This is a genomic window from Ktedonobacter sp. SOSP1-52 (assembly GCF_016587395.1).
In genome coordinates this window covers 618,496-645,161 of record NZ_BNJH01000004.1, presented here as the reverse complement: position 1 = coordinate 645,161, position 26,666 = coordinate 618,496, and the positions used below count along the sequence as shown (strand labels likewise).

The 26,666-nt window shown below is 54.0% G+C and carries 23 protein-coding genes and 2 tRNA genes; 17 read left to right on the top strand and 8 right to left on the bottom strand.

Annotated elements, in window-relative coordinates; all coding sequences use genetic code 11:
* Window position 1 precedes the first annotated feature (1 nt).
* The 5 genes from JMJ16_RS37995 to JMJ16_RS37975 all read right to left on the bottom strand — a co-directional run bounded on the left by JMJ16_RS37995 (window position 2) and on the right by JMJ16_RS37975 (window position 5,186).
* Window positions 2-2,038 carry an NAD(P)/FAD-dependent oxidoreductase gene (locus JMJ16_RS37995; protein WP_201389957.1) on the bottom strand — a complete coding sequence of 679 codons (2,037 nt, stop codon included), beginning with the start codon at window positions 2,036-2,038 and terminating at the stop codon, window positions 2-4.
* A gap of 82 nt (window positions 2,039-2,120) precedes the next feature.
* Complete coding sequence (locus JMJ16_RS37990) at window positions 2,121-2,468, bottom strand: hypothetical protein (RefSeq protein ID WP_201389954.1); 348 nt, start codon at window positions 2,466-2,468, stop codon at window positions 2,121-2,123.
* 285 nt (window positions 2,469-2,753) lie between these two features.
* Window positions 2,754-4,142, bottom strand: a complete 1,389-nt coding sequence (gene selA, locus JMJ16_RS37985) for an L-seryl-tRNA(Sec) selenium transferase (RefSeq protein WP_201389952.1) — start codon at window positions 4,140-4,142, stop codon at window positions 2,754-2,756.
* A gap of 258 nt (window positions 4,143-4,400) precedes the next feature.
* Window positions 4,401-4,832, bottom strand: coding sequence for a type II toxin-antitoxin system PemK/MazF family toxin (locus JMJ16_RS37980; RefSeq protein ID WP_007913369.1), 432 nt, complete (start codon window positions 4,830-4,832; stop codon window positions 4,401-4,403).
* A 129-nt stretch (window positions 4,833-4,961) separates the two neighbouring features.
* Complete coding sequence (locus tag JMJ16_RS37975; RefSeq protein WP_201370324.1) at window positions 4,962-5,186, bottom strand: hypothetical protein; 225 nt, start codon at window positions 5,184-5,186, stop codon at window positions 4,962-4,964.
* A 614-nt stretch (window positions 5,187-5,800) separates the two neighbouring features.
* On the opposite strand from JMJ16_RS37975, the gene JMJ16_RS37970 reads away from it, so the two are divergent.
* The 14 genes from JMJ16_RS37970 (at window position 5,801) to JMJ16_RS37905 (ending at window position 16,646) form a co-directional block, all read left to right on the top strand.
* Window positions 5,801-5,884 (top strand) — tRNA-Tyr (locus JMJ16_RS37970).
* Between the two features lie 25 nt (window positions 5,885-5,909).
* Window positions 5,910-5,981: transfer RNA gene (locus JMJ16_RS37965), tRNA-Thr, on the top strand.
* Between the two features lie 245 nt (window positions 5,982-6,226).
* Window positions 6,227-7,432, top strand: coding sequence for an elongation factor Tu (gene tuf, locus JMJ16_RS37960; RefSeq protein ID WP_201389950.1), 1,206 nt, complete (start codon window positions 6,227-6,229; stop codon window positions 7,430-7,432).
* A 118-nt stretch (window positions 7,433-7,550) separates the two neighbouring features.
* Window positions 7,551-7,721, top strand: a complete 171-nt coding sequence (rpmG, locus tag JMJ16_RS37955) for a 50S ribosomal protein L33 (RefSeq protein ID WP_085954412.1) — start codon at window positions 7,551-7,553, stop codon at window positions 7,719-7,721.
* A 75-nt stretch (window positions 7,722-7,796) separates the two neighbouring features.
* The gene (secE, locus tag JMJ16_RS37950; RefSeq protein ID WP_201389948.1) at window positions 7,797-8,180 is read left to right on the top strand and encodes a preprotein translocase subunit SecE; all 384 of its coding nucleotides are present in this window, start codon (window positions 7,797-7,799) and stop codon (window positions 8,178-8,180) included.
* A 32-nt stretch (window positions 8,181-8,212) separates the two neighbouring features.
* Window positions 8,213-8,803, top strand: coding sequence for a transcription termination/antitermination protein NusG (gene nusG, locus JMJ16_RS37945; RefSeq protein ID WP_201389946.1), 591 nt, complete (start codon window positions 8,213-8,215; stop codon window positions 8,801-8,803).
* A gap of 140 nt (window positions 8,804-8,943) precedes the next feature.
* The gene (gene rplK / locus JMJ16_RS37940) at window positions 8,944-9,366 is read left to right on the top strand and encodes a 50S ribosomal protein L11 (RefSeq protein ID WP_201389944.1); all 423 of its coding nucleotides are present in this window, start codon (window positions 8,944-8,946) and stop codon (window positions 9,364-9,366) included.
* Between the two features lie 82 nt (window positions 9,367-9,448).
* Complete coding sequence (gene rplA, locus JMJ16_RS37935) at window positions 9,449-10,159, top strand: 50S ribosomal protein L1 (RefSeq protein WP_374229146.1); 711 nt, start codon at window positions 9,449-9,451, stop codon at window positions 10,157-10,159.
* A gap of 270 nt (window positions 10,160-10,429) precedes the next feature.
* Window positions 10,430-10,966 carry a 50S ribosomal protein L10 gene (rplJ, locus tag JMJ16_RS37930; RefSeq protein WP_201381489.1) on the top strand — a complete coding sequence of 179 codons (537 nt, stop codon included), beginning with the start codon at window positions 10,430-10,432 and terminating at the stop codon, window positions 10,964-10,966.
* Between the two features lie 48 nt (window positions 10,967-11,014).
* A complete protein-coding gene (gene rplL, locus JMJ16_RS37925) occupies window positions 11,015-11,392 on the top strand; it encodes a 50S ribosomal protein L7/L12 (RefSeq protein ID WP_201370330.1) in 378 nt (125 codons plus the stop codon).
* Window positions 11,393-11,750: 358 nt separating this feature from the next.
* On the top strand, window positions 11,751-12,020 hold the full coding sequence (rpsO, locus tag JMJ16_RS37920; RefSeq protein WP_201370331.1) for a 30S ribosomal protein S15: 270 nt from the start codon (window positions 11,751-11,753) through the stop codon (window positions 12,018-12,020).
* 526 nt (window positions 12,021-12,546) lie between these two features.
* Window positions 12,547-14,988: a polyribonucleotide nucleotidyltransferase gene (locus tag JMJ16_RS37915; RefSeq protein ID WP_201389942.1), complete on the top strand. Its 2,442-nt coding sequence runs from the start codon at window positions 12,547-12,549 to the stop codon at window positions 14,986-14,988.
* 174 nt (window positions 14,989-15,162) lie between these two features.
* On the top strand, window positions 15,163-15,804 hold the full coding sequence (locus JMJ16_RS37910) for a uracil-DNA glycosylase (RefSeq protein ID WP_201389940.1): 642 nt from the start codon (window positions 15,163-15,165) through the stop codon (window positions 15,802-15,804).
* A gap of 323 nt (window positions 15,805-16,127) precedes the next feature.
* The gene (locus JMJ16_RS37905; RefSeq protein ID WP_201389939.1) at window positions 16,128-16,646 is read left to right on the top strand and encodes a L,D-transpeptidase; all 519 of its coding nucleotides are present in this window, start codon (window positions 16,128-16,130) and stop codon (window positions 16,644-16,646) included.
* A gap of 49 nt (window positions 16,647-16,695) precedes the next feature.
* Here JMJ16_RS37905 and JMJ16_RS37900 read toward each other — a convergent pair whose 3' ends face one another.
* Together JMJ16_RS37900 and JMJ16_RS37895 are read right to left on the bottom strand one after the other, a co-directional pair.
* Complete coding sequence (locus tag JMJ16_RS37900; RefSeq protein WP_201389937.1) at window positions 16,696-17,199, bottom strand: hypothetical protein; 504 nt, start codon at window positions 17,197-17,199, stop codon at window positions 16,696-16,698.
* 142 nt (window positions 17,200-17,341) lie between these two features.
* Window positions 17,342-20,218 carry a transglycosylase domain-containing protein gene (locus JMJ16_RS37895; RefSeq protein WP_201389935.1) on the bottom strand — a complete coding sequence of 959 codons (2,877 nt, stop codon included), beginning with the start codon at window positions 20,216-20,218 and terminating at the stop codon, window positions 17,342-17,344.
* Window positions 20,219-20,689: 471 nt separating this feature from the next.
* Between JMJ16_RS37895 and rsmA the strand changes: the two genes are divergently transcribed.
* Both rsmA and JMJ16_RS37885 read left to right on the top strand, forming a co-directional pair.
* Window positions 20,690-21,574 (top strand): 16S rRNA (adenine(1518)-N(6)/adenine(1519)-N(6))-dimethyltransferase RsmA, encoded by an 885-nt coding sequence (gene rsmA, locus JMJ16_RS37890; protein WP_201389933.1) that lies wholly within the window; start codon window positions 20,690-20,692, stop codon window positions 21,572-21,574.
* A 174-nt stretch (window positions 21,575-21,748) separates the two neighbouring features.
* Window positions 21,749-23,992, top strand: a complete 2,244-nt coding sequence (locus JMJ16_RS37885) for a tetratricopeptide repeat protein (protein ID WP_201389931.1) — start codon at window positions 21,749-21,751, stop codon at window positions 23,990-23,992.
* Window positions 23,993-24,069: 77 nt separating this feature from the next.
* On the opposite strand, the gene JMJ16_RS37880 is transcribed toward JMJ16_RS37885, so the two are convergent.
* Window positions 24,070-24,552 (bottom strand): PRC-barrel domain-containing protein, encoded by a 483-nt coding sequence (locus tag JMJ16_RS37880; protein ID WP_201389929.1) that lies wholly within the window; start codon window positions 24,550-24,552, stop codon window positions 24,070-24,072.
* Between the two features lie 271 nt (window positions 24,553-24,823).
* Between JMJ16_RS37880 and JMJ16_RS37875 the strand changes: the two genes are divergently transcribed.
* The gene (locus JMJ16_RS37875) at window positions 24,824-26,566 is read left to right on the top strand and encodes a serine/threonine-protein kinase (RefSeq protein WP_201389927.1); all 1,743 of its coding nucleotides are present in this window, start codon (window positions 24,824-24,826) and stop codon (window positions 26,564-26,566) included.
* Window positions 26,567-26,666: the final 100 nt, after the last annotated feature.

The following is a 26,666-nucleotide window of genomic DNA, read 5'->3' as shown; positions in this document are numbered from 1 at the left end:
GTTACCGTCCCTTCTTGTGGTTATCTGATTTCGCATATGACCAGAGTGTACGTGTAGCGCCTGTTTGTCCACTTGAATGCTTCGTCTCCGGCGTTTTTGGCTGTTTATTTCCCTCTATATGGGAACGAAAGCTGGGTAATCTACTCTGCGTAATTCCTAACAGGGGGACAGGATTCCGGGAGGTCTCCCCCTGCTGAAGGTTTTCTCCTTTGGCTTTTTTGCTATCCTTCTGTGCAGACGACGAAGTTTCCAGGCTGGGAAGTTTGCCACTGAAGGCATCTAGCTCCTCATCCCAGGCCATAGATGGACGTGATTGAGGCAGGTTCCCGCTGAAGGCATTGATCTCCTCAGGCAGGCCAACCAACGAGGGAGGTAGGGCTGGCAGATTGCCGCGGAAGGGATCAATCTCGCTCTGACCACCCACCAGCCATGATGAGGGATCGGGTGTCTGTATATGCTTGTGAGCATCTGGCGTTTGCCCAGGGCGTGTTGACCGCGTTCCATGCTGGGAGATCACTACGGGCGCTACCTCACCTGTATTTTTTTGCATTGTCTGGCCAGATATGCGTGGATCATGCTCCCCTCTTGTCAATGGCGCGAGAGGATTGGTTTCTCGTGCTTTATCTCTGGCGACGGGCTGGATCCGTTGTAAGGGACCCGTTGTGCGCGCTGGCGGAATCAGTGGACCACTCTGCCCCGGTTGAGGCATGCTAATGGCTTCTTGTTTTCTCGCCTTGACGAGCGGCTGTTTGCTGGTAAGCATACTGCGGGCTGTCTTAGTTTCTACCTGTGAGAGGTAGCGTCTGGCGTCAAAGTTGCCCTTCAAAAGCGCGCGTGTGATGCCTTGAACGGGATGGCCCTCCTCAATGATGCGTTTGACGGCCAGGCTATCTGGCTGGCTCTGACCCAGCGAGAGGTAGCCAACGAGCCGTTCGCCCGCGATGGCAAGCCTGCGATAGCCGCCCTGGCTCTTATCTTTGAGGATCTCTATGCCGCTGCCTTCCGCCAATGGGTCACCAACGGTTAGCATGGAGAGATCGCCAACATGCGTGGCATGCCAGGCGATGCCGAGCGGCTGTTTTGCCAGGTCTTCGCGTCCCGCTAACATCGCCCCTGCCAGGCGACCCTGGAGTACTGCCGCGTACCATTGCGCCCGGGGAGCATGCTGGCCCGTCTGGGGATTGGGGAGTGCGGCGACATCGCCTGCCGCGAAGATATTCGCCACATTGGTTTGCATAATATCGTCTACAACAATCCCATTCTGAAATTCAATCGGGATGGTGCTGCGCCTGGCCAGTGTCTCCGCAGGCTTTGTGCCCGTACAGATAAGGACCATCTGGCAGGAGAGCATCTGCTGCTGATTGGTAATCACTCCTACAACTGCTCCCACACGACCCACAACACCAATGACCTCGGTCTCGGTATGCACCGAGGCACCAGAGCGCCGCATGCCTTCCAAAATAAGGTCCGAGGCCTCCTGGTCCAGGGTGCGCCCCATAAACGTGGAGCCGCGAATGAGCCAGTGGACACGAATCCCCCAGTGGAGGAGCCCCATAACGGTTTCTATGGCGTGCACTCCTCCCCCAACAACGACCGCCTCGCGCACCTCTGGCAAGCGCCTGCGCAGATCGAGATAATCCTGTAAGCGGTGGAGCGTCAGAACGCCATCGAAGTGGCGCCCGGGCATGTTCTCAGGCAGACCGAGGGGGGAGCTACCAGTTGCAATCAAGAGCTTGTCGTAGCCAAAGGCACGTTTATCCGCCAGGGCAAGGTACTTGCTATTGGCATGGATCTCCTCTACCCGCGTGGTAACGATGCGGATATGCTCCTGGCGCTCGGTCCCCACGGGATAAGCCAGCAATTGCTCGCGCGTCAGGCGCCCGGTCGCGTATTGCTTAAGCGCGGGCGTGTTGATCGTCGGATGGACTTGCTCGGTGATCATTACAATCTGCTTCTCTGGCGCGTGCTTTCGCGCCTCTACTGCGGCGGTCAGGCCAGCAATGCCATTGCCGACAATCACGATATCTGCTCGATCCATCTCTGGCTACCCTCTTCCTACCTCTGTCCTTGCGCTGTGGCTCAAATTAGTGTGCTGTCCTTCCATCTGCATGGTGGTGGCTTCAATCTACATAAAGTGCCAGGAGCTGCTGCGTTCCTCCCTGGTGCCCTGGCAGAGCCTGATAGTAGACGTCGGTCGTGGCTTTCTCGGTAATATGCCTGCGTATGTGGGCCAGTGAAGCCTTACACCCGGTACCACAGCGAAAATGAAGCACATGGCCATCACTTACACGCAGGAGGAAATCTTTCTCGGAACCGGTCAGACTAACAATTTTTCCCTGCGCATGTTGCGTCGCCCCAGCCGTCATCTGTGCGCTTGCGACCTGTGTTATCCCTAGTACCAGCACAGCCGCTATTCCTACGAGCAATAAGATGCATAGTGCCGCCTTCCCGCGATTTAACCAATTCATGTCAGCTGGCTCCTTCCCCATAAAGTGGCAGCACATATTTCCCAGGTGGCTTTATACATACCTCAAGGCGTTTCTTTAAAATGTGCAATGCGCCAGGAAGTAAATCTTTACTTTAAAATATATCTATGCATACCCTGGTTGTATTGTACCCCAAAGAAGAGATGCAATTCAGTAGACATGCTCTAAATTGGGCTAAATGTCTTATCCTGTAAAACACATCTTAACCATGTTTGACGCTTTTAGAGAATTTGATGTGAGCAATGAGGAGGAGGTAAGTGATTAAATTTATTCACCAGCCTGTACTAGGATGGCCTGGACGAGAGCCTGATCCTGTTCTTCGAGGACGGTGCGCGGGTCAAAGAGCAGGGTATCGCGCGAGATGCGGGCGATGACAGGTAGGCGCTGGGCGCGCAGGTCGCTGGCTATCTCTTCCAGGGGCCTGGCGCAGTGGCGCTGTTCCAGGGTCAGGAGGACGGTTGGTAGGGTCTCGGTGGGGAGCGAGCCGCCACCAACCGTTGATTGTCCAGCCTGGCGCCGGGCGTTGATGCCTTGGGCCTTGAGCTGCTTGATCCAGTGATCGACGCGAACCCCTAACTGCTCCGGGCGAGCCGCGATCATGCGCCAGATGGGGATGTGGCGCTCAGCCTCGCCGCGCTGGTAGTGCTGGAGCGTGGCCTCCAGTGCGGCGAGGGTCATCTTGTCAATACGTACGGCGCGCATCAGGGGGTGCTTCGCCAGGCGTTGCATGACGCTCGCCTTCCCCACCAGGATGCCTGCCTGCGGTCCACCCAGCAGCTTATCGCCCGAGAAACAGACCAGGTCAACGCCCGTTTTGATGCTCTCCTGGGGAGTTGGCTCGTGCGCCAGGCCATAGCGCTCGCTCGGCAAGAGGCAGCCGCTTCCCAGGTCGTGCATGACCAGGAGTTTATGCTCATGGGCGAGGGAGACCAGCTCATGCTCGGGAGTCGCTTCGGTAAAGCCGCTGATCAAGAAATTACTTGGATGTACTGAGAGAAGCAAGGCTGTCTCGCCGCTGATGGCGTGCTTATAGTCGGTGATACGTGTACGATTAGTCGTGCCGACCTCAACCAGTTGGCAGCCACTCTGGCGCATTACATCTGGTACGCGGAAGCCGCCACCGATCTCCACTAATTGCCCACGAGAAATAATAACCTCGTGTCCCTGGGCAAGGGCGCTCAGCCCCAGCAGGACAGCCGCGGCATTGTTATTGGTGACCAGCGCTGCCTCGGCCCCTGTAATCTCTCTCAAGAGCTGGCTGACGTGGCTATGCCGCGAACCACGCTCTCCCGCAGCGAGATCGTATTCTAAATTGGAGTAGCCACTTGCGACCTGGCGTACCGCCTCCAGAGAGGCGGCACTCATCGGCGCGCGCCCAAGATTTGTATTGATAATCACGCCGGTCGCATTGATCAGGGGACGCAGGTGCGGTAGCTCTCGCTCCTGGAGGTAGTGCGTGGCCTGCACAAGCAAAGTTGTGTGTGAGGGACAGTCCTCCCCACGTAGAATCGACTGGCGTGCCAGGGTGATACTCTCACGAATAGCCTGGACAGCCAGGGAATGTGAATAGCGTGCGACCAGGTCCTGCCCGCTCTGCGTGTGCAACAATTCATCCACAGAGGGCAAGAGACGCAGCTGGCTCTGATATAGTGACATGATCGGCTCTGCTCCCATACGGTTCAAGCTTTAGAGCGTTCATATGGCTCGGCTTGGCGCTTTGTTCTATGCTCTATATAAGGTATACGTCAGCAAGAGAAGGTCTGTAAAGAGGTCTGGTAGGTGGTGTGGTGCACCTGGGCAACCGCAGACTGCCCAGATGCATCACACCACCTACCAGACGAGCGCCGCAGGCGCGAGGTGTCACGCTATAAAATATAACTTAGGAGTAATGAGTAAACGAAGAGAAGGCACGAGTTAATGGAGCGAATAGTAGTAGGTAATTGCCAGGCTATTGGCGACCTTGGCCATAATGGCACGCATATCGGCGTCATGCAGACGGCAGATGGCATACTGGTCCGCCATGAGACTGCGCAAGACAGGATACATCAGCTCAGTCTTCACCAGGCTATCGGTATCAAGGAGGGGATAGTCACGCTTGAGAAGAAGATGGTGGTAGGGGCGCAACTTGCCACGATATGAAGTCAAGGCAACAACGTTGATCGCCCCGGCGTGACGACAAAAAGGTTCAGCGGATACCACAAGTGCGGGATGCCAATCGAGAATACGCTTCTCCTCAATGCCGGGAGGCAGCGAGGGATAACCAAAGTTCACCCAATAGACCATGCCAAACTGCACAGGCGTTTGATAGGTCAACTCTTCCGGTGCAAGGTCAGGTGGATGGGGCATAGCTTATTCTACTTGTACTTTTTCTAGCTAAACGAACATTCTCGACAAACAATGATAAAATCTTCTTCCGAAACCCAACGCCACTTGCGTGTCTAGCGCTTCGCGCTCAGGGTTTTCAGATCAGAAGTACTATGGGCGAGCTAAAGCGACGGGTGCAAACGTTACTGCTTCATTGGGCTCCAGCTGGCTCTGAAAGCAGGCGGCGGTGAGGGACCAGGAACGTGCTACAAGACCTAAGCGCTCCTCGCGTTCGTCCTGACTCTCTTCTTGCAGGGCAAGAGCTATGAGTTCCATTTCCTTTTGATACTGTTCCATGAGAAAGGAAGAACGACTGAAGTCACAATTCGTTGCCATAGCACTTTACCTCATAATTCCAAGTCATAATGCCAGTCGAAACCAGCCAACGACGAACTAACCGGCTGTGTTACTACTGGTTAGTGGATGACTAAGGATAACTGCGGAAGGAATAAAAGAATTTTCTCCAACGTTGGGAATTATACCAGCAAATTGAGCAAGAAGCAATGCTTTTGCCTCTTATTTTTTAAAATTTGCTTAGAAATACTTTACAAATTCCTTACGTTTTTGTGCTCATTCTCTCCCTTTCCTGACACACATTGGCTCCAAAAGGAGCCGGAGATAGGCCGGATCGTGTATGTCCCTCCTCTCACCCGTTCTTCCTACATAGATCGAAGAACGTTCGCTATAAGAGGAAGAGGTGACCTTATTGCAAGTAGCGCTGAGCGTGCTTTCACACCCACTCTTCTCTTTTTTCGTGGCGGTATTCTCCCCTACTTTGTTTATAACTCCGGCCTCATAACGAATTTTTTAAATCTTGGTAGAACTGATAAAAAAGTGCTTGACATCGCTATGAGGGTCGGCTATAATACGTCACGTCGACCGGTTCAGAATGACGGCGACAAAACGGTGTGATTTCTAGGGATAATTCCTAATAGAGAGCGACACCACCTGGGCAGTTACCAAAGTGGCCAACTGGGACTGACTGTAAATCAGTTGCGAAAGCTTCGGAGGTTCGAATCCTCCACTGCCCACCAAGTCAGACCTCTCCTGGTCTGTCTAGCCCGTGTGGCGCAGGGGTAGCGCACATTCTTGGTAAGAATGAGGCCATGGGTTCAAATCCCATCACGGGCTCCGTGGTTTCTAGATGAAACCGCCGGGCACTTCCGCAGCGCTTTCATCTTTATAAGATTCCGCGTGAACGTACTAAAAGCTTTTGCTGCCGTCTTCTGAATTGATCAACCATTCCCTTCCCGTTGGTAGAATAAATAGGAAGATATTTTCCAAGGAATGCGATCAAATATCAGGGGGCGGCTGCTGCATGTTTACACCCATTGCTATCTGATCGCAAGAGGATTGCAAAGGAGCCTCATTAGGAAATGGCAAAGCAGAAGTTCGAGCGTACAAAGCCCCACGTTAACGTGGGTACGATTGGTCACATCGACCACGGCAAGACGACCCTGACCGCGGCCATCACCAAGACCCTGGCTGCCGCTCAGCTTGCTAAGTACACGGCCTTCGACCAGATCGACAAGGCCCCCGAGGAGCGCGAGCGTGGTATTACCATCTCGATCGCGCACTTGGAGTACCAGACCGAGAAGCGCCACTACGCTCACGTGGACTGCCCCGGTCACGCTGACTACATCAAGAACATGATCACCGGTGCCGCCCAGATGGATGGCGCGATCCTGGTCGTGAGTGCTCCTGATGGTCCTATGCCTCAGACGCGCGAGCACGTCCTGCTGGCGCAGCAGGTTGAGGTTCCCGCGATGGTGGTTTTCCTCAACAAAGTCGACATGATGGAAGACGAGGAGCTGCTCGAGCTGGTCGAGCTGGAAGTTCGGGAGTTGCTCTCGAAGTACCAGTTCCCTGGCGATGATGTTCCTATCATCCGCGGTTCAGCGCTCAAAGCCCTGGAGAGCAAAGGCGACCTCTCGCGCAACGACGAAGCAGCCAAGTGCATCTGGGAGCTGATGGATGCGGTGGACTCCTACATTCCTACGCCTCCTCGCGCGACCGACAAGCCGTTCCTGATGCCAGTGGAAGATGTCTTTGGCATTAAGGGTCGCGGTACCGTGGCCACGGGTCGTATCGAGCGTGGTATCGTCAAAGTTGGCGAGAACATCGAGATCATTGGTATGAAGGAAGAGACCCGCACCGTGGTTGTCACGGGTGTGGAGATGTTCCAGAAGACGCTGGATGAGGGCCAGGCGGGCGACAACGTTGGTTGTCTGCTGCGTGGTATTGAGCGTGCGGACATCGAGCGCGGCCAGGTGCTGGCCAAGCCGGGTTCGATCAAGCCCCATAAGAACTTCCTGGCGCAGGTTTACGTCCTCTCGAAAGAAGAGGGTGGCCGCCATACGCCATTCTTCAACGGCTATCGCCCTCAGTTCTACGTCCGTACCACGGACGTGACGGGATCGATCAAGCTGCCTGAAGGCGTGGAGATGGTAATGCCTGGCGACAACATTGAGATGACGGTCGAGTTGATCCAGCCGGTCGCGATGGAAGAGGGCGTGAAGTTCGCCATCCGCGAAGGCGGTCGTACCGTCGGTGCTGGTATCTGCACGAAGGTTCTTGCATAAGATCAATTGGTTGTAAACGCATGGGCGCTCCAGCAGCAATGCATGTTGCGCCCATGTTCTTTCGCAAACAAAGCAGATTTAATGCATCCTCTGCAAGCCAGGCAACAAAACGGAGAAAATCATGGCTAAAGGCAAAGAAAATCGCATTGTGGTCACGTTGGCTTGCACGACCTGCAAGAGCCGCAACTATACCACCGAGAAAAACAAGAAAAACAATCCCGACCGTATGGAACTGCGCAAGTTCTGCACGACTTGCCGGGAACATGTGCCCCACCGCGAGACCAAGTAAGATAGTAGAGTATGTGTAAGTTAGCACCTGTGCTAGCGCGCATGTACAGTAGCTACTGATCGAGAAAGGCTGAACGTGGCAAACAATATGGCCGAGAAAAAGAGAAATACTAGCCGGAGTCAGATGGCTGAGGCGAAGGTGAGCGGTAGGGAGAAAGAACAGCCAGTTAAGAGTAACAAAACACCCGTGACAACAAAGGCAGCTACTCGTGATCGTGGCAAAACCACGCGTCGCGAGCAGAGAGGCAATTCTACGTGGGCCCGCTTCCGTAATACTGCCTTTGGTGGTTTTGTTGTTGACTCTTATTACGAACTCCGCCACAAGGTGACATGGCCCACCTTTGAGCAAGCTCGCAACATGACTATCGCTGTTATCGTCATTTCTTTAGCGGTTGGGTTGTTTCTGGGGTTGGTTGACCTGGGTTTGAATCAAATTTTTGTGCTTATTAACGGTAAATAGCTTCGTCACCTGGCGACCAGAAGGGGAGAGCCGTGTTTACTGAACATACCAGCGAGAATGACCAGCCAGATACTAATGCAGGTGCTACTACCGAAGATCGTGCCTGGTTTGCGATTCATACTTATTCCGGCTACGAAAACAAGGTGCGTAGCCACCTTGAAGCTCGTATTGCTTCCATGGATATGCGTGGAAAGATTTTCCGCGTCATTGTGCCCATGGAGGAAGAAGTTGAAATCAAGCAGGGCCAGCGCCGTACGGTGCAGCGCAAGGTCTTCCCTGGCTATGTGCTCGTGGAAATGATCATGAGCGACGAGGCCTGGTATGTGGTGAGAAATACACCCGGCGTCACGAGCTTTGTCGGTTCTGGTAATAAGCCTGTGCCCCTGCAAGAGCATGAGGTCAAAACGATCTTGAAGCAGGTCACAAAAGAGACTGAGAAGCCCAAGGCCAAAATCAGTTTTTCCAAAGGTCAGAGTGTTCGCGTTGTCGATGGACCCTTTGCGGATTTCATCGGTACGGTCAGTGATCTCAATATGGATCGTAATAAGGTCACTGTACTGGTCTCTTTCTTCGGTCGCGAAACGCCTGTAATTTTGGACTTTTTACAGGTCGAGAAGATTTAGGTGCCTCTCGAAAACCTGAGCGCGCTAGCGCTAGCCGCGAGAGCGGCGTTGGTTTTCGTATAAGGAGGCAGCCCCTTGTGGGCAGCTAAATCCAGCAGGCCGTTCATTCATAGGTAATTCTTGAGGAGTTGACATAGGTTATGGCAAAGCGTATTAAAGCTGTCGTTCGCCTACAGATTCCGGCGGGCAAGGCAAACCCGGCGCCCCCAATTGGTACAGCGCTCGGTCCTCACGGCGTCAATATTATGATGTTCTGTAAGGAGTACAACGCGCGTACCCAGGATAAGGCTGGCATGATTATCCCAGCTGAAATCACCATTTACGAGGACCGCTCGTTTACATTTGTAATCAAGACTCCGCCTGTCTCCTATCTGCTGAAGAGTGCAGCAGGCATCGAGAAAGGTTCCGCGGTTCCCAATAAGACCAAAAACGGCTCGATTACGCGTGAGAAGCTCCGCGAGATCGCCGAGTTGAAGATGGTAGACCTTAACGTAAACAGTGTCGAGGCGGCCGAGCGCACCATTGAAGGTACCGCCCGCAGCATGGGTATCACCATCGGTTAGTTCACGATTCATTACCCATCGTAGACTAAGCATTGGCCCGAAAGTCACTGCGGTTGTAGCCTCAAGGAGGGCTTAAAAGAATATGGCAATCAAAAAGCATGGCAAGAAGTACTTGGAGGTCAGCAAGCTCCTGGAAGTGGAGAAGCTGTACGAGCCCAAGGAAGCTGTCGAACTCCTCAAGAAACTAAATTACGTTAAATTCGATCCGACCGTCGAGGTCCATATGAAGCTTGGCGTCGATCCCCGCCACGCTGATCAGATGGTTCGCGGCGTCGCGATGCTTCCCGCTGGCACCGGTAAAGAAGTCAAGGTGCTGGTTTTCGCCCAGGGCGAAAAAGTCAGTGAGGCCGAGACCGCTGGCGCGGATTTTGTTGGCCTCGATGACCTGATCAAGCAGATCGAGGGCGATTGGCTCGGCTTTGACGTCGCTATCGCTACCCCCGATGTCATGGGTAAAGTTGGCCGTCTCGGTAAGAAACTTGGTCCCCGTGGCTTGATGCCCAGCCCAAAAGCTGGTACAATCACTTTTGACCTCGCTAAGACGATCCGCGAAGTCAAAGCTGGCCGCGTAGAGTTCAAAGTCGACAAGACCGCACTCCTGCACATCCCTGCTGGTAAGCTGTCGTTCAGCGAAGATGCGCTGATGTCGAACATTACATCGGTGATTGACGCGGTCGTACGTGCCCGCCCATCTGGCGCGAAAGGCACCTATGTGAAGAGCGTAGTGCTTACGTCGACGATGTCGCCCAGCATTCGCCTGGACATCCCGACCGCCCTGGCGCTCAAACCTTAACAGACAAAAAAGATACTTCGCAACCGAAGACCGCAAGCACACGTGCTGTGTTGAAATGATGCTCCTGGCATCGGCTTGCCGAGGATTGCGCGTCTCCATGAAGATTCTCCATGCGTACTCGCTACGTGTGCGCCTGAATCTCATGCCGAGAAATACGCAGCTCTCCTCAAGCCTTCGGTTGCATCCCGAAGGCTTTTTTCATGCCTCGCGCGAATATCTCGCAAGGCGTTTAAAAGATAAAACATTTTTTAGGAAAGGAGGGAGAGCAACATGCCAACGCAAGCAAAGGCTCAGATGATCGAGGATTTAACCGATAAGCTGGGTCGGGCGACGATTGCTATCCTGGTTCAAACTCAGGGTCTCTCGGTCAAAGACATGAACGACCTGCGCAAAAAGATGCGCGCCGCCAATGTCGAGTTCCAGATCGCGAAGAATACCCTGCTGCGTATCGCGAGCGAGCGCAACAACATGAATGAGCTCGACACGAGCATCTTCAATGGTCAGACCGCCGTCGCTTTCGGTTTCGACGACGAGGTAGCAGCCGCTAAGGCCGTCGTTGATTATACCGGCAACTCCAAGGTTGTCGTCCTTAAGTCTGGCATCCTGGGTGGCCGCACGCTGTCTTCCGAGCAAGTTGAAGGCATCGGCAAGATCAGGGGTGGCAAAAACCAGACCAAGGCTGAGGTAGTGGGCACTATTCAGGGTCCGCTGTCCAATGTGTATGGCTTAATTAGCGCTCCCATGCGCGAACTGTGCTATGTCCTACAGGGTCGTGCTGATCAACTCGGTGGAGCTTCCGCCGAATAAAACTGTGTATTCAATGCATATCTATGTGCATATCTAGGAGGAACGATCATGTCCGTTGAGACAATCATTGCTGATATCGAAAAGTTGAACGTCCTTGAGCTCGTCGAGCTGAGCAAGACCCTTCAGGATAAGTGGGGCGTCAGCGCTGCTCCCGCCGCCGTGGCTGTTGCCGCTGCTCCTACCGAGGCCACCGCTGCTCCTGTTATTGAAGAGAAGACCGAGTTCGACGCCGTCCTGACCGAGGTTGGCGCCAACAAGATCAACGTCATTAAGGTTGTTCGCGAACTGACCGGCCTGGGTCTCAAAGAGGCGAAGGCTGTCGTCGACGAGGCTCCTAAGCCCGTTAAAGAGGCTGTCTCCAAGGAAGAGGCCGAGCGCATCGCCGCGAAGCTTGCCGAGGTTGGCGCGAAAGTCACCATTAAGTAGCTTTTAAGTAAGTAACTTAAGTGACTGTCCCCTTCGATACCGAAGCGAGACAGGGAAGCTTCTACGTTTCCCTGTCTCCTCTCCGACTTTGAAGGCGTGCTCTTAATCTTTCCCACCCTCCCGGTAGGGAGGTTCTGGCCCCATCTTGCTGGAAAAACCCTCTAGCTTGTATGTCTACACACGATCTTCCTGAACAGCTTTCGATACAATACACCTATACACAACACGAACAACAACGACACAACCCAAAAGCTGATCTGGGGGACGCCTTTCGTTGCGCCCTCCGGTGATCCATGTTATAATGCTGAAAGATCTTACGTCTTTCCCAACTTTTCCTAGTAGGAGGTGAGTTAGAAGCGTGGCTTTGACAGTTGAAGAGAAATCACAAATTATTGCTGATTCCCGCGTCCATGAGACCGATACTGGTTCGCCCGAAGTTCAGGTAACTATCCTGACTTCCCGCATTCTGAGCTTGACTGAGCATCTCAAGGTGCATAAGCATGATGTCCATTCACGCCGCGGCCTGAGAATTATGGTTGGTCAGCGTCGGCGCCTGCTTGCATATCTGAGCAAGAAAAGTCCAGAGCGCTATCGCGCCCTGATCCAAAAATTGGGCCTACGCCGCTAAAACGGTATCGCGAAAGCCGTTGGGCTACAATTAATGCGGTCGGCGCAATCCTGGCGTACGCCTTTGCGTTCGCCCGACCGCTGCACCTTTTCCAAGAGTTCACAGGGATAGGGAGTGTCCCACAGATGTTGCTATTTCCACTGGATAAGCAGGCATCGTATAAAAAACTCCCAGTTGTGTTTGCGAGGTCGCAAGTATTACTAAGTATTGCTCCTCAAGGTTGTTCGTGTGTCATTGGTGTTTACGAAGGAAGCTAGAGACGAAGGAACGAGCGAAGACGATAGGCAGAAGAGGGTTTTATTCTCCACACAGCAAGTAATAAATCAGCACGCAACGCACTGCTAGAGCGAAGACGATGTTTTGAAGCCAGTTGCAGCTATGTTTGCGAAAAAAAGGACATTTCAAAGAGCAGTGATCCGCACCCAGGTTATAACGAGAGATGGGCCGGCAAGACTTCAGACCCCTCCTGAGGAGCTTTAACACACTTTCGCGTTTTAGGTATTAGGGTGCATTAGTCGGAGGAAATATGATTCACCGTCAAGAAGCCGTTATCGGTGGCCGCGTCATGAGTATAGAGACCGGTCGCGTAGCGGAACAGAGTAGTGGCGCTGTACTTGTGCGATACGGCGACACCGTGATCCTGGCAACCGCGGTTGGCAGCGATGAACCCCGTGAAGGCATTGACTTTTTCCCGTTAACTGTAGATGTTGAAGAACGCATGTATGCTGCTGGTAAAATTCCCGGTGGCTTTATCAAGCGTGAAGGTCGCGCGACTGAGCATGCTATTCTCGCCAGCCGCCTTACTGATCGCCCTCTTCGCCCTCTCTTCCCCAAAGGTTATCGCAACGACGTCCAGATCGTGATTACTGTCCTCTCCGTCGACCAGGAAAATGACCCCGATATTATGGGTATTGTTGGCGCTTCTGCCGCTCTCTCCATCTCGGATGTCCCCTTCGCTGGCCCGGTTGGGGCCGTACGCGTCGGCTACGTCGATGACCAGTTTGTGATCAATCCTCCGGCTTCCGCGATGTCGCGCAGCAAGCTTGACCTGGCAATTGCCGGTACCGCTGACGCGATTATGATGGTTGAGGCCGGCGCCAAAGAACTGCCCGAAGATATGATGCTGGAGGCTCTGCGTGTTGGTCACGAGGCCCTGCAAGATCTGGTGAAGATGCAGGAGAAGCTGGTCCAGGTCTGTGGGAAGCCCAAGCGCACCTTCGCGGCCCCCGTGCCCGATGCTGAGCTTCAGGGCAAGGTGGCGGAGTTCGTTCGCCCACGCTTCGAGGCCGCGGTCAGCAATCCCGATAAAACGGCTCGCTCAGCCTCGCTCAGCCAGGTGCAGGACGATCTGGTGACCGAGCTGGGAACGCAGTATCCTGATCGCCTGAAGGAGATCATCGGCTTCTATGAGAAGGAGCTGAAGGCCTACGTTCGCAATACCATTCTGGATTCAGGTATACGTCCCGATGGTCGCGATACCAAGACCATCCGTAACATTACCTGCGAGGTTGGTCTCCTGCCCCGCACGCATGGCTCGGCGCTCTTCACTCGTGGTCAGACGCAGGTGCTCAGCGTGATAACACTTGGCTCACCCGGAGAAGAGCAGGTGCTCGATGGACTGGGGACCAATGATAATAAGCGCTTCATGCACCACTACAACTTCCCGCCTTATTCCACTGGTGAGAGCAAGCCACTCCGTGGCCCTGGTCGTCGTGAGATTGGCCATGGTGCCCTGGCTGAGCGCGCGGTCTCGCCTGTCATTCCAACACAGGAAGAGTTCCCCTATACCATTCGCGCGGTCTCGGATATTCTCTCCTCCAATGGTTCAACCTCGATGGGTTCGGTATGTGGCACAACCCTTGCCTTGATGGAAGCGGGTGTTCCCATTCACGCGCCTGTGGCTGGCGTGGCCATGGGTCTGATTACTGGTGAGGGTGAGCGCGAAGGCAAGTGGGCCGTCCTCAGCGATATTCAGGGCATCGAGGATGCTCTGGGCGATATGGACTTTAAGGTTGCGGGTACCGCCGATGGTGTGACCGCCCTTCAGATGGATATCAAGGTCAAAGGTATCACCTATGATGTGATGGCCAAGGCGCTTGAACAGGCACATGAAGGCCGTATGTTCATCATGGAGAAGATGCTGGACGCAATCGACGCTCCACGCGAGGAACTCTCGATCTACGCACCGCGTATTCAGAGTATTAAGATTAACTCTGATAAGATTGGTGCAGTTATCGGGCCGGGCGGCAAGATGATTCGTAAGATCCAGGATGAGAGTGGCGCCAAGATCGATATCGAGGACGATGGGACCGTCAACATTGCTGCCACCTCTGGTGAGGCGATGCAGCGTGCGATGGATGCGGTTCGCGCCCTGACCGAAGAGGTCGAGGTTGGTCGCATTTATACCGGTACAGTTCGCCGCCTGGTCGACTTTGGTTGCTTCGTCGAGATCCTCCCCGGGAAAGAGGGCCTGGTCCGCACATCGCAGCTTGCTGACTACCAGGTGATGCGCCCTGAAGATGTCGTTTCACTCGGTGATGAGATTACCGTCATGGTAATCGAGGTCGATGGTCAGGGACGCGTCAACCTCTCGCGTCGCGCAGCCCTGAGTGGCGAGATGCCCAGTCAGGCCGAGATTGAGAGTGAGCGCGGTGGTCGCGGTGGCCCAGGTCGCGGTGGCATGGGCCGTGGTGGCTATGGAGATCGTCGTGAAGGCCCGCCTTCTGGCGGTCGCATGGGTGGCGGCTATGGAGATCGAGACCGTGGTGGCTACGGCGGTGGCGGTGGTCGCGGCTATGGAGATCGAGACCGTGGTGGCTACAGCGGTGGCGGTGGCGGCGGAGATCGTGGCTTTGGCCAGCGCCGTCCCATGGGGGGCCCTGGTGGCAGTCGCCCAAGCGGCCCAGGTGGTCCACCACGCCGCGATAACGGTGGCTTTGGTCCGCGTTCGACGGATCGCCGCTGGTAAAACCTCAAATAAGCAGCAACACTATAGGCGACCTCGTGTCGCCTATAGTGTTCTTAACTTGGTTCTTGACCCTATTATGCACAATATAGTTGTGTAATACACAAAAGATCTGTACAATATAGAGACATCTTAGGACCTCAACGCTAGTAACGATTAAAAAAGGGGTAATATGCCATGTCGTCAGAGGAGATACTGAGAGAGGTAGCCGTAGAGGTTTCTACCTGTTCGAAATGTAATCTCTGTAAGGGTAGAACGAGGGCTGTACCAGGCGAAGGTAGCACAAGTGCTAAGATCCTTTTTATTGGTGAAGGCCCTGGTTACCACGAAGATCAGCAAGGACGTCCATTCGTGGGTCCCGCGGGACAATTCCTCGATGAACTCCTGGCAAGCATAAATCTCAAACGCTCCGATGTTTTTATTACCAATGTCGTGAAATGTCGCCCTCCGCAGAATCGCGATCCCCAACCCGATGAGATTGCGGCCTGTAATAATTATTTAGATCGCCAGATTGAGGCACTGAAACCGCGGGTCATCGTGACTCTCGGACGTTTCTCAATGGCCAAGTTCTTTGGCAATGAGAAGATCAGTGTTATTCATGGACGGGCGCGCAAAAAGGATGCAGGGTATATCTGTATTGCTATGTATCACCCGGCGGCAGGTCTGCACCAGGCCAGTCTGAAAGACGTGATTCGTGAAGATTTCAAGAAGATTCCCCTGGTGATGGCGGAGGCGGAACGCATGGCCGCGGCGGCTCCCAAAGTTGCCGTAGCACCCAAGAAAAATGAGGAACCACCTCAGCAGTTATCTCTGTTCTAATAATCTCCTCTACATCTCCCGACCAGCAAGTCATGGAGGTGAGAGCAAGCAAGGGTAGTGGCAAGGTGTGTAGGAACTGACCTCGTGCGCACCAGAGGCTATGAATCTGAAGGTGCGCACAGTATGACTACTGATGACCAGGGCTATCTCTGTTGTTGAGATTGGTTTACCTGTGCAAAATAGTCTGAGAAGGTCATCTGCGTTGAGAGATGAGCCTGTCCCTTGTTGCAATGGAGTGGTGGGTTGCATAGCGCTGATCGCTGTGCACGAAGTGGATGTGTGGATAAAGATTTGCTTTCACAATGGGAAAGGGAGATAATACTATGCAAACAAGCTTTCAACGTTCCCTTTTACTAGGGGGACTTGCTTTATTCTGTCTGCTCAGTCTCATACTCGCACCCCAGGCGCTACACCGTGTTTATGCCCAAGGCTATACTGACCAGATCACGCAAGGTAAGCGCATCGTCGTAAGCATCTCACAACAGGAGTTGACTGCTTACGAGGGCGATAAAGAGGTCTTTGATACGCTGGTAACGACGGGTCGAAGCCAACTTCCGACCCCAACCGGCACCTTTCATGTGATACAAAAGCTCAGCCCAACCTGGTTTCATTCCCCCTGGCCAAAGAACTCACCATACTACTACGCTCCAACCTATATTAACTACGCCCTCGCGTTCAAGGAAGGTGGCTACTTCTTACATGACGCGACCTGGCGCTCCGCCTTTGGCCCCGGCACGACCGATGATAATCAGGGTTCACATGGCTGTGTAAGCATGAATCTGGATTCCGCGAAATGGCTTTACAACTGGGCACCCGTGGGAACAACTGTACAGATTGAATAATGAGTTTATGTGTGATTTGCGGGCATTGCCCGCAAATCACACACCCTTGTTATTCGGTGGTGGCGCCCAGAACGAAGGCTTCAACGGCGCTGACGCGCCCACGCCAGTATGGTAGCTTAGTCTTATGGCCCCCGCTGATGATGGTGATATCGCGCAGGTGTACATACTCATAGAGCACGGGCAGTCCTGCTGGTCCGATCTCAGGCTGGTCGGCGGGTGGAACCAGGTTGGTGTAGAACTCACGCAGGAAGTCTGCAGTATCGGGATCTTCCTGGCGATACATCCCCTCATAAAGCTCGACATGGAAGCGAGCGTAGGCGAGCGTGCTGATCATCTGCCCAAAGACGAGCTGCCCATGCATCTGAAACATCACGGGAAACTCCTGGTCTGTCTGCTCTGCAAGTTTTACCCAGAATTGGAGCGCGATATCCTGTTTGCCATACTCTTTGAGCCATAGGTTGCGCCGCTCGGTGCGCGTAAGGGGACGAAAGTTTGGGTCCAGAGGTGGCAACTGCTCCTCGCCGCCCTGGCCCTGGTTCGATCTATCTGACATAGAGAATGTAGACCTCCGGGAAGTAGTATCGTTTAATGGCTGAATAGCTTCGTCAGTATTATAGTATTTTATCATCCACAAGTAAGGGGATAATAACATTGAATGGACAGGCGCGCCTGTCCATTCAATGTTACTGTTTCACTTACGGACCCGGGGTCACATCGATGATTTGCGGGTTGTTGGTAGGGCTATTCCCGCCGGTACTGGTGGAAGGCGTCGCCTGGCTGCCGTTGGGGCTATTTCCTCCACCAGTGCTCGGGCTGCCGGACGAGTTCTTCCCGGTATCTCCATCTTTGCCGTCCTTGCTACTGTCTTTCAGGCATGCCTCTGGTATATCCTCGTTGCTGGTGCTGTCGCCTTCTTCATCATCTTTGGGTTTTGGGCATACCAGGGGGGGAACATAGTAGTTGGCGCCCTGGATAGTTGGCTGCGTTCCATCGATAAACCAGTCGCTTACCGCGCCCTCGCCAGCCGTATATGCCAGGCCGGTGTTGGCGGAGACTGCACCTCGATGCACATTATCGGGACGAGGGAAGTCGTCTGGCGGAAAGTTATAGTGCTGCGAGGCGTACTCCATGACATCGTGCCAGATCGGACCTGCTCCCGTGATACCAATGACATCGTACATCTGCTCATTGTCGCTATTGCCCGCCCAGACTCCTACCGTCAGATAGGGCGTATAGCCAATCGTCCAGTTATCGCGGAAGCTATCCGTGGTGCCAGTTTTGGCGGCGGCTGGTCTGCTCAGTTCCAGGGGATTACCTGGATAGAACTCTTTATAGCGGGCGACTCGATCCGAGAGAATGTCATTCATGAGAAAGGCAACGTCGGGGCGCAGCGCGCGAATGCCGCGTGGATGGAAGCTATAAAGCTCGCGCCCCTGGTTACTCTTGACCGAGAGGATCGAGACTGGGGGCATGCGTAGTCCTTGATTGGCAAAAGTCGCATAGGCATCGGTCATATGCAGCAGTGAGACCTCTTTTGAACCCAGGGCCATAGAGGGACCCGTCTGTGAGTCAGGCAGGTTTGCCACCTCTGAGATGCCCAGGCGCGCTGCCATGTTCTGGACGTTGTGTACACCTGTAAACATAATCGCGTCGATGGCGGGAATGTTGAAAGAGTTGGCCAGCGCCGTGCGTACCGTCATCGGATAATCGCTATGGAAGCTGCCATCGTAGTTCTGGGGATGGTAGTAATCCGGCGGATCGACCGGGTAGATCGTGCGGTGGTCAGAAACGATCATCGCGGGATACCAACCCATTTCAAAGGCCGTCGCGTACACAATCGGCTTAAAAGAGGAGCCTGGCTGGCGTGGTGTCGTCGCACCATTGAACTGGCCGCGCACTTGGGGATAATTCGCCTCGTAGGAGGCGCTCCCGTTCATGGCAAGGATCTCGCCGGTTTTGGGATTCATCACGACGACCGAGGCGTTATTGACGTTTTTATCGCGGCTTAAGACGTTATAGGTTCCCAACCCACGATCATATGTTGTTGTATAGAGGTTGTTATAAGTGATCTCTTCAACTTTCTGCTCCAGGTCATAGTCCAGAGTAGTGTAAACGTCAAAGCCTCCATCCCGAAGCTGCTCCGGGCCGCCCAACACCTCCTCAAGCTGGTTGATGACATATTGTACAAAGTGGGGAGCCTTCATCTCCTGGTCAGTAGAATAGGATTGGATATCGCTCTGCTGTGTCTCCTGGCGAGCCTGGCGGGCCTGTTGGGGTGTGATCATCTTCATCGCGACCATGGCGTTGAGGACTATCTGCTGACGCTCAAGCGCGACGTCCTTGTTGATGACCGGGTTGTAGTAGGTTGGACTCTGTGGTAAACCTGCCAGCAGCGAGGCTTGACCCAGCGTAAGGCGCGAGACGGCTGGCTTGCAGTGATTTCCCTGGCAATCTGGCTTAAGACCAAAGTAGTCGCGCGCGGCCGCCTCGACGCCATAGTTGATATTTCCATAGTAGACGGTGTTCAGGTACATCTCCATGATCTTCCACTTGGGATACTGCTGGGTGATCCCGGCGGCGAGAATGGCTTCCTGAAACTTGATGCCTACCGTGCGCTCTTTGCCACTAAAAAACTGATTCTTGATAAGTTGCTGCGTAATGGTGCTGCCGCCCTCGCGTACGCCACCACTGCGAGCATTGGAGAGGAGCGCGCGCCCAATGCCTTGGAGATCGACGCCGCCATTGCTCCAAAAGGTATGATCCTCCGCGGCGACGGTGGCGTTGATGAGCAGGGGCGAGATATCCTGATAACTGACATAGGTACGGCGTCCCTTCCCAAGCTGTTTATCGTATAGCTCGTAGAGCAGCTTCCCATGCCGATCATAAATATGCGTGTTCTGGAAAAGCGAATGCTGGGCGATACCATTGATCGACGAAAGCTGCATCTGATAGTAACCATATGCTATACCGGTCCCGCCAAATGTGAAAAGGAGAGCCACCAGGAAGAGCAGGGAACCACCCATAAGCAGACGTGCCACCATATCTGGCCTGGGCTGCTTCAGGCGTACCCGCTTTTTGCGTAGCACACGGGCGTGCCTCTGGCGTTGCGATGCGTCTGGCAATGGCTGGGAAAGAGGCCTGGATCCACTACTGGCGTACGCGGCTACAGGGGGACTGACAGACCCGCTACTGGCGTACGCGGCTACAGGGGGTGGCACTGCTGGTTGCATTAGGCTCCCTGGCTGGACAAACTGACTACGAGCTTGTTTGCTGTCTGCTTGACTGCTTATCCCTGCTTGCTGAGAGACAAACTGGCTGGTGCGATTGAGAGGCACAGGGGGCTTTACTATTGGCGCGGGAGCCGTGGAGGCATTGGGATGGGGAATGCCTGTTTGTCCCAGGCTTTGCTGATAAGTAGGCTGACGCGTGAGAGGAGGGCGAGGAAGTGTTGACTGCTCGCCATAGGCCTCCGCGTGTTCGTTCTCCTGTTGCCATGCCGGGCGTTCCTGTGGAGAGGAGCGTGAAGGAGAGGAATCGGAGCTAGAATTCGTTTGAGAATGATTAGTTGGCATAAAGTTATAAATCCTTCCTGCGTTAAGATCTTTTTATTATTTCCTCGCAAGCGGCCCCACCTCTGTCCACATGCTTTATCTGAATTCTTCTGACTTATATGCACAATTCGCTCACTATTCATATTACGAAACGAACGAAAGCGCAATCAGGAGTATTTGCGTAGGAATTCGGGGATATTGGTACTTCTATTTGTAGATATATATGTATATATGTGGATATTGAGCGGAAAAGAAACCAGCGTGCTAGCTGAAAATCACTTATCTCGTGCGTATATTGCAACTCAAGAGGTGGTCCGACGTAGAAAATGTGAGAGTATCTCAGCCTGAGTGCAGGATAGACCCGATAGTATATAATGGTGGTGCAAAGAAAGGGTCTGCTAGCGACTGGCAATACCTGTACAAAAATCAGGCATACGTGGTAAGAACGGACGAAAGAAAGCATTGGGAAAAGAGAGAGAGCTACACCAGCCCATGGCGGTGCCAAATATAAATTATGACGCCATCGACCTGACGAATATGCGGGACCTGAGAAATCTTCTCTACGCGCATGGGATGCGTCCAAATAAGGCCTTTGGACAAAATTTTCTGATTGACCGGAACGTGTTGCAGCGGATTGTCGAGGCGGCTGAGATTAACGCGAATGACGAAGTGTTGGAGGTGGGATCTGGAACGGGCGTCCTGACGCGCGAGCTTGCGCAGGAGGCTCGGCGCGTCGTAGCGGTTGAGCTAGAGCGTGATATGCTCACCCTACTAGAGAAGACGGTAGGAGAGAGGCCCAATGTTGAACTGGTGGAGCGTAACCTGCTCTTTATCAATCCCCAGGACCATTTTGAGCACAGACCCTACAAACTAGTGGCGAACTTGCCTTATTATATTACTGCGCCCACCTTTCGGCACTTTCTGGAGAGCCAGAACCCACCCAGACTACTTGTCGTCATGGTCCAGCTGGAGGTGGCACAGCGGATTGCCGCGGCTCCTGGCGATTTAAGCGTCCTGGGGGTCAGTATCCAGTTTTATGGTAAGCCACGTATTGTAAGCAAGGTGCCAGCCCAGGCCTTTTATCCCGCGCCCAAAGTTGACTCGGCCATCTTGCGTATTGATATCAATGACGAGGCGCCCCTGACGCTGGATGAGCGTGACCGCTTCTTCCGCGTGGTCCAGGCGGGTTTTGCGGAGAAACGCAAACAGCTTCACAATTCGCTGACGCATGCCTTACACTATAAAAATGAGGTAGTGCGTGCCTGTCTCAGCCAGGCAGGTATCGAAGCCAACAGGCGTGCAGAGATGCTCAGCATTGAAGAGTGGATGCAACTCTGGCGCGCCTTCGAAGCCCTGCGCACCACTCCTGCTGAGTAACCAGGTGTTGATACATCCGATAAAAAGGGGAGGTGCAGGAGGGAGATCCCTCCTGCCGGGGAATGGGGTGTCCCCATAAAAATCCCCCTCCATAATTTCTGGGGGCACCAGAAATAAAATTATTGAGAACATTTAGCGTGTAGCCTATTCTGAAATGAAGAAGTAGCGAGATTTATGTCGACACTGGAGCAGTTCTGCGAGAACTGTGGGGCGGCGAATGCGGCGACGGCGCGCTTCTGTCAATATTGCGCCACCGCGCTACCATTTCGACACACCACAGGAGCTTTACCCGAACAAACCCTACTCGATGGCCGTTATCAGCTTGAAGCGCTGATTGGTCAGGGAGGAATGGGCGCGGTCTATAAAGCATTAGATACGCGCTTTAATAACCGTCCAATCGCGATTAAAGAGATGAGTAAAGCGGGACTCTCCTCGACGACTGCTCAGGAGGCGGAAGACGCCTTTGAGCGCGAGGCTCTTCTCCTGGCGGACCTGCTGCATCCCAATCTACCGCGCATCTATGACCACTTTAGCGAGAATGAGCGCTCCTATCTGGTTATGGACTTTATCGAGGGCCGCACGGTCGAGGACTATTTGGAGCAGGCGGGAGGTAAGCCGCTGCCACTCGACCAGGTGCTGGATTGGGGCAAACAGCTCTGTGATGTATTGAACTATCTTCACAACCATCAACCACCCATCATCTTTCGCGATTTAAAGCCATCGAATGTGATGGTCAATGGCAATCATATCTACTTGATTGACTTCGGTATCGCGCGCGTCTTTAAACCTGGTCAATCGCATGATACCGTTGCGCTTGGCTCGCCGGGCTTCGCCGCCCCTGAGCAGTATGGGAAGGCACAAAGCACGCCACGCTCCGATATCTATAGCCTGGGTGCCTTAATGCACTGCCTGCTGACAGGCGTTGATCCCAGCGAGCAACCTTTCTTCTTCCGCCCGGCATCGCAGCTCAATCCCATGGTTCCCCACGAACTTGAGGCTTTGTTAATACGCATGCTTGATATGAGCGCGGAGAAGCGCCCGGCGAGCGCGCAAGAGGTATTGGATGTCTTGCGCCATGTAGATCAACAGCGCATCAGCGGCACCTTGAGCCAACCCATCGCGACTATGTCGGGGCCAACCTCCACACCGTATGCCTCAGGGTTCGCGTCCACAATGACGGCCTCCTCGCCTGAGACGAGCCAGCTCTTACAGGATGCCTATACCTTCTATGCACAGCGGCGTGTCCCTGAGGCCCTCAAGCTCTATGACCAGGTAATCAGAACGGACTCGCTCAATGCCCAGGCCTGGCAGGGACGTGGCTTGACGCAGGCCTTAAATGGTCAGCATCGCGAGGCGTTGCAGTCGTTTACGCGTGCGCTCCAGCTTGATCCCGATCTGGTAACATCCTTAAATGGGAAGGGGGTCGCGCTCAATCGCTTGCGCCAGAACCGCGAGGCGTTGCAGTCGTTTGATCGTGCCATCCTGCTTGAACCTGGTAATGCCGTTGCCTGGAATGGGAAGGGCGCGGCCCTGAGCGCGCTTGGCCTTCCCGAGCAGGCTCTCAATGCCTTTGATACCGCCCTGAGCTTCGATCCCAGGATGGCCCTGGCCTGGAGCAATAAGAGCCTGGTCCTGCGCCAGATGCGCAAGTATGAAGAGGCTTTGCAAGCATCAGAGCAGGCTCTGAGCTATGAGCCTAATTCCGCGCTCAACTGGAACAGCAAGGGCTTGATTCTGCTCGAAATGGGGCGCTTACGCGAAGCCTACCAGGCCTATCAAGAGGCGCTCAAGCGCGATTCACGCTTCGCGCCTGCTCTCTATGGCATGGGCAATGTGCTCTACGCGCAGCAGAAGTTTAAAAGCGCGCTTGACAACTATGACCGGGCGCTCCAGTTCGATCCAAACTATGTGAAGGTCTGGGAGAGAAGGGGCCAGCTCCTGCAAGAGTTGGGCAACTATCGCCGCTCGCTGGAATCCTTTGAGCGTGCGACGCAGATTGATCCCAGCTTTGCCCCCGCCTGGCTCGGTAAGGCGACCGTCTTGAGTCGTATGGAGCGCTATGACATGGCGTTGAATGCATATGAAGAAGCCCTGCGCCGCAATCCCAGCCTGCCCGCAGCCCTCAATGGCAAAGGGAATGCCCTCTATCGCCTCGGGAACTATAGCGCGGCCCTGAGCGCCTACGATAACGCACTCAAGGTCAATCCACGTATGGTCTCCGCGCTACATAACAAGTCCCTGATCCTCAAGCTATTGGGCCGGTATAACGAGGCTCTGGCAGCGGCCGAGTCGGCCATTCGCCTCGCGCCCAACGATCCGGATAATTGGTTGCGCAAGGCAGAGGCTCTGCGCAAGCTCTACCGCAAGAGAGATGCCCGCGCCGCCGAGGCCGAAGCCGAGCGCCTGCGAGGGGTATAAAAAGAAGGGAGGAGAGGAATGGTCAGGACGCGGACCTGTCCGCGTCCTGACCATTCCTCTCCTCCCTTTTCTGAAGGTTACTTTAGCTTACGCGCGATATGATTCTCGACCACCACCTTTTCATTGGTGAAGGACAATATGCTATCGGCGGAGATGCCCCTGGCTTTGTGTCCATTAGTGGAGATACCCAAAGCATTCAAGCGCATCGCGTTAAGAGGATACAGGGCGATGCTGATCTCGCTCACCTCGCCCAGGGTCTCGTCCTTCTCGCTGACAACGGGCATGCCGATCAGATCTTTGCTCTGTGGCAGTGGGGGAAGTGCCTTTATAAGCATGTTCTCGTTATCGATAGTCACTCTGTCAACTTCAACGGCCTTGATGCCGCGCACTGGCAGTGCAAAATCGCCATTGACGCGTGTATGGACGCGCAGGGCATCGATAGAGTTTGATCCCTCTTTAAAGAAAAAGTCCACGACGGTCCCGAGAGACTTTCCCAGTTTGGGTACATAGACCGGAAGGCCCAGTAACTCAGACCATTTTCTGCTACTTGTAGTTTCCATATGTATTGGGTACTCCTTGATAGGATTGATCAATATAATTATAGCGGGACGCTAACCTACTGTGTTCTGACCTATTATACACTTTGTCGCTCCCCTTGGTAATTCTCTTTATCCACTGTGAGATACCTCATAGGGAATTGCGTAAAATTGCTTTATCATGTATTTGACTTTATAATGGACATTGGTTGGAGATATATGCAAATATGGCTCCATTGCTTTTAGCAAGCGGAATTTTCATTGTTCGTTTGGAAGAATGATAAAGGTGGGTGCGATGAAGGAGAATGAAAGCGCTTTTTTAGGCAAAACAGTAGGTAATTGCACCATCGAAAAGGTCATTGGGCGGGGTGGCATGAGTACCGTGTACCTGGCGCAACAGCAACGGCCCGCGAGATCGGTAGCAATTAAAATCTTGCGCTCAGAGGCTGAGGGAGAGGAGGCTGCGGACTTTCTGGCGAGATTCCAGCGCGAAGCGGATATCATTGCCCGGCTTGAGCATGTACATATCATCCCTATTTATGCCTATGGCGAAGGCGAAGGTTATGCCTACCTGGTGATGCCGTATGTGAGTGGTGGCAGCTTAAGTGGTCTGCTGGCAAGACAGGGAAAGCTGGAAATGCATCAGGCGCTGGGTTTTGTGATGCAGGCCGCCTCCGCCCTGGACTATGCCCATCAGCAGCATGTGATTCACCGCGATCTCAAGCCAAGCAACTTCTTACTCTACCCCGATGGCAGACTCTTGCTCGCCGACTTTGGCATCGCGCGCCTGGTAGACAGGGCAGAAGATGAGCATAACTCAACCCTGACCTCCCAGGGAACTATTCTGGGAACGCCAGCCTATATGGCGCCAGAGCTTTTGCGCGGTGAGGAGATTGACGCGCGTGTCGATATCTACGCGCTGGGCGTGATTTTTTACCAGATGCTTAGCGGGTCCGTGCCTTTTAAAGGTGACAATCACTACACAGTCGTTGATAAGCACCTGCATGAACCCTTCCCTGCGCTCTATGGTGTCAATCCCGAGGTCCCGCTGGCGGTGGATGCTGTATTGGCCAGGGCAACTGCTAAGAGCCGTGAGGAGCGCTATGAGACGGCTGGAGCCTTCGTCAAAGCGCTACAAGATGCTATCTATACCTCTGAGGCAGTGACAGAGATGAAGGCTGTAGCAAGCGGCGTACTGCCAACGCTGCCCGCAAGCTTTGCGGGCATTGAACTGGTGCAGCGTTCCGCTCCCTACGCCATGCCTGCCCCTGCCGGTTATCTTCAGACGCCTCAGCAGCCTTATCCAACCCCTCAGGGCGTCACTGCCCAACCACCCTATCCAACGCCTGCGAGTCAGGCCTACTGGCAGGCGACTCCTCAGGATGGCATACCTGTGCAGGGAGGCTGGCCCCAGCAGCCTGTCTATCCGCAGCAGAAGCAAGAGCGTGCCTGGCCACTGGTTCTGAAGGCTCTGCCGAGCCTCGCCCTGTTGGCCGCTATTATCTTTATCAGCTTGCAGGTCATGGGCGCCTTCGCGCAAAAGCCCCAGGGCAACACGGGGCAATCGGGGAACCAACAGCAGGGAAATGTCCTGGTCGCTACCACCACACCAGCCAGTCAGGCCACTATGGTCCCTACAATCGCGCCCACTGCTACCCCTACGATTGCCCGAACCTCAACTCCAACGCCGATTCCTACACAGACCCCGGTACAGAAAGCGCACGCCGTTGTGCAGTCATACTATGATCAGTTAAACCGGCGTGGTTATCAAGGTGCTTATAATCAATTGTCGCCCAATTTTCAAAACAGTTTATCTTATGATCGCTTCTCCAGCGGCTACTCTAAGGTGCATCACCAGGACATCACCTTCCTGAGCGAGACACCCAATGGTGATGGGACCGTGACGGAAGCCGTTCACTTGGTGGTTCAAGAGGAGAATGATCAGGGTGTTGTCCAGACGCATGAGCAAAACTGGACGGGGATCATTGTCCAGCAGAGCGATGGAAGCTGGAAGATCGATAGCGCAAAATTTAGTTAATCAGTAGTTGATGAAGTGGTGCCCCTGGCAGCCAGGGGCACCACTTCATCAACTACTGATTAGCGCTGGTTGAGCGCCGCAAGCGCGAAAGCCAACGAAT